4 protein-coding genes are annotated in these 3,277 nt (G+C 72.6%); all 4 read right to left on the reverse strand.

All coding sequences use genetic code 11. The features are described from left to right. On the reverse strand, window positions 1–329 hold a 329-nt coding region (locus ABWK99_RS15015; protein WP_372595502.1), incomplete at its 3' end, for an isocitrate lyase/phosphoenolpyruvate mutase family protein. Further along, window positions 329–1,864: an MmgE/PrpD family protein gene (locus ABWK99_RS15020; RefSeq protein ID WP_372595503.1), complete on the reverse strand. Its 1,536-nt coding sequence runs from the start codon at window positions 1,862–1,864 to the stop codon at window positions 329–331. The genes ABWK99_RS15020 and ABWK99_RS15015, both read right to left, overlap by 1 nt. Before the next feature lie 294 nt (window positions 1,865–2,158). Next, on the reverse strand, window positions 2,159–2,704 hold the full coding sequence (locus ABWK99_RS15025; protein WP_372595504.1) for a dihydrofolate reductase family protein: 546 nt from the start codon (window positions 2,702–2,704) through the stop codon (window positions 2,159–2,161). 57 nt (window positions 2,705–2,761) lie between these two features. Then, on the reverse strand, window positions 2,762–3,277 hold a 516-nt coding region (locus tag ABWK99_RS15030), incomplete at its 5' end, for a hypothetical protein (RefSeq protein WP_372595505.1).

Here is a 3,277-nt window from a genome sequence, read left to right on the forward strand (position 1 = left end):
GCCTCCTCCAGCGCCTGCACGGTGCGGGCGACGTTCATCGGCTCGCCGAAGCCCGTGTCGGCGTCGACCAGCGTCGGCAGGTCGGTCATCCGCGCGATCTGGCGTGCTCGGTCGGCCACCTCCGTCTGCGTGGTGAGTCCGATGTCGGGAAGCCCGAGGTCGGCGGCCACCACCGCGCCCGAGACGTACACGCCCTCCATGCCCGTGTCCTGGATGAGCCGCGCCGAGAGCGGGTTGAACGCCCCGGGGAAGCGCAGCACCCGACCGCTCGCCAGCGCTGCGCGCAACCCGATCCGCTTCTCGGCCGCCGTGGTGGGTGCGTAGAGCATCAGAAGATCCCCTCGGGGGTGTCGACGGCTGCCAGCAGGTCGGCGGGCGCCCGGACGGTGAGCTCGCCGAGCTCGCCCGGGTGAAGGTCGGGGAGGCGCTGTGCCACCTCGAGGAACCTCTCGACCTCCTCGTCCTCCAGGACGCCGTCGGCCAGGGTGCGGAACTTCTGCACGTACTGCTCACGGCCGAAGGGCCGCGCCCCCCGGGGGTGCGCATCGGCCACGGCGATCTCCTCGACCACGGTGCTGCCGTCGCTCAGGGTGAACTCGAGCCGGCCGCCGAACGCCTGCTCCGCCGGGTCGCTCGCGTGGTAGCGCCGCGTCCACTCCGGGTCCTCCCGGGTGGTGATCCGCTGCCAGAGGGCGACGGTCTCGGGACGCGAGGCGCGCCACGGCGTGTACGAGTCCTCGTGGTGCCACCTCCCGTCCTGGAGCGCGACGGCGAGGATGTACGGGATCGAGTGGTCGAGGGTCTCGCGTGAGGCGGTCGGGCTGTACTTCTCGGGGTCGTTCGCACCGGACCCGATGACCCGGTGGGTGTGGTGGCTCGTGTGCAGGACGATCGCGCGCACGTGCTGCGGGTCACCGAGCTCCGGTCGCTCACGGTGCAGCCGGCGTGCGAGGTCGATCAGCGCCTGTGCCTGGTACTCCGCCGAGTGCTCCTTGGTGTAGGTGTCCATGATCGCGCGTCGAGGCTCGCCGGGGCCCGGGAGCAGGACGAGGTACCGGGCGCTCGGCCCGTCGAGCAGGTGGGCGATGACCCCGTCCTCGCCCTCGTAGATCGGCGTCGGCGAGGTCTGTCCCCGCATGGCGCGGTCCACGGCCTCGATCGCCACCTTGCCGGCGAAGGCGGGGGCGTAGGCCTTCCAGGTGGAGATCTCGCCCTTGCGGGACTGCCTGGTGGCGGTCGTCGTGTGCAAGGCCTGGCCGATCGCGTGGAAGACCGTTCCGGTCTCGAGGCCGAGGAGCGAGCCGAGCCCGGCAGCGACGGCGGGGCCGAGGTGGGCGACGTGGTCGATGCTGTGCCGGTGCAGGCTGATCGACCGCGCCAGGTCCACCTGCACCTCGTAGGCCGTCACGATGCCCCGCACGAGGTCGGCCCCCGTGAGCTCCGCCCGTCCGGGGCGCTGCGCGAGGTGCTGCGCCACCGCGAGGATCGGGGCGACGGTGTCCCCCGGGTGGGAGTACTCGGCGGCGAGGAAGGTGTCGTGGAAGTCGAGCTCGCGCACCGCTACGGCATTGGCCCAGGCCGCCCACTCGGGACCGACCCGCACCTCGGCCCCGCACCCCAGCACGGTCGCTCCGGGCAGGTAGGGGTGAGCCAGGGCCTGCGCACGGGCCGCGGCGACGGGCGCCCTGGTGAGCGCGGCCGTCGCGACGGCCGCGTTGTCGATGACCCGGTTGACGACCATCGCGGCGACGTCGTCCTGTGGCCTCACCGGGTCCGTGGCGACGAGGGCGAGCTGCCAAGCGAGCTGGTCGCGTGGCGCGAGCGCGTCGGTGCTCGGATGGGTCCGCACGACGTGACTGATCATCGGCGCGCTCCGTCGCTGTCGGGGACGAGGATGCCTCGCGCTGCGCAGTGCCCACCCCGCCGGTCCCGGCCACCGTCGCCGGCCGAGCCGAAGCTCCAGGAGCGGATCCCGGCGGCCGTCCCCCCTGCGGACGGCCGCCACGATCCAGTCGCTCCTGCGTTCCGACCCGACTGCGCGCGACGTCGAGCGGTGAGTCGAAGCCGCCTGGACCACTGTGACGCACGAATCTGACGACCGGGGTGCTCCTGGCCCGTTCTCGTCGTCCGGACTTGTCCGGGTATTGGGTTCACGTGCTCAGCCCGGGCCGTAGTCCAGGTGGACGACGCCGTTGTCGTACCGGTCCACCTCCTTCAGGCGCAGGGGGATCCGCGGAGTGCCCTCCGCCAGGAGCCGAGCCCCGCTGCCCAGCACGACCGGGTACACGAAGAGGTGCAGGTCGTCGACGAGACCGTCGGCGAGCAGCGCCCTGACGAGGGTCCCGCTGCCCGAGACGTAGATGACCCCGTCGAGCTCCTCGGTGAGTCGCCGGATCGCCGCGGGGTCGTAGCCGTCGAGGACCGTCGACGGCCCCCAGGTGACCGAGGGCGTCCGGGAGGCGACGACGTACTTCGGGGTGTCGTTGAAGAACGGGGCGCCCGGGTCGTCCTCGGCGGTGCGGGTCGACCAGGCGGGGGCGAACATCTCGTAGGTCACCCGACCGAGCAGGATCGCGCGCGCGGCGCTGGTGATCGCTGCGAGGTCCTCGCCCATCTCCGGGTCGAATCCGTGATCGAAGGTCCATCGAGGGTCCTCGAAGACCCCGTCTGCCGAGATGAACTCGTGCACCGCGATCGTGGCCACGTCGCCCCTTCCGGTCGTCGTGCCCAGTATGGGCTGCGTGCTCCCTCGCCGGGAAGGTCAGGGGACGGCGACGGTGACGGTGCCCCCTCCGTAGCCGTGCAGGAGATCGCGGCCCTCGACGGTGACCTGGGTGACCTCGTCCGGGATGGACACGGAGCGCTGCGTGCGGGTGAAGGGCTGCTCGTCCGCGTGGTCGTGGCCCAGCTCGTGCTCCCCCAGCGTCGTGCCGTCAGGAGCGAGCACCCGCCAGCCGTCGGCATAGCGGTCCGGGGTGTCGTACGGCGAGGAGATCGTCACGACGACGTCGTAGCCGTCGGTGGTCGGCCGCAGCTCCACCGCGAGGATCTCGGGGAAGCGCTGATCGGACGCCGTCGCCGTGCCGGTGGACGCCGTCTGCCCGGGACCCACCTGACCGTTCGTCGCCGGCGCCCCCGTGGGGGTGGCGGTCCCGGCTCCGGCACAAGCGCTCAGCACCAGCGGGAGGAGCAGAGCCAGCGGCACGAGGCCGCGCAGGGCTCGACCGGACGGCCGGCCTGCACACCCGACCGGACCGGGGCCCGTGATCCGGCGCAC

The sequence above is a fragment of the Actinotalea sp. genome, assembly GCF_041597215.1.
GTDB lineage: Bacteria > Actinomycetota > Actinomycetes > Actinomycetales > Cellulomonadaceae > Actinotalea.

What these genes read in the sequence shown, in the direction of transcription:
- ABWK99_RS15020 (WP_372595503.1), bottom strand. Translation starts at nt 1,864, where the DNA reads ATGATCAGTCACGTCGTGCGGACCCATCCGAGCACCGACGCGCTCGCG.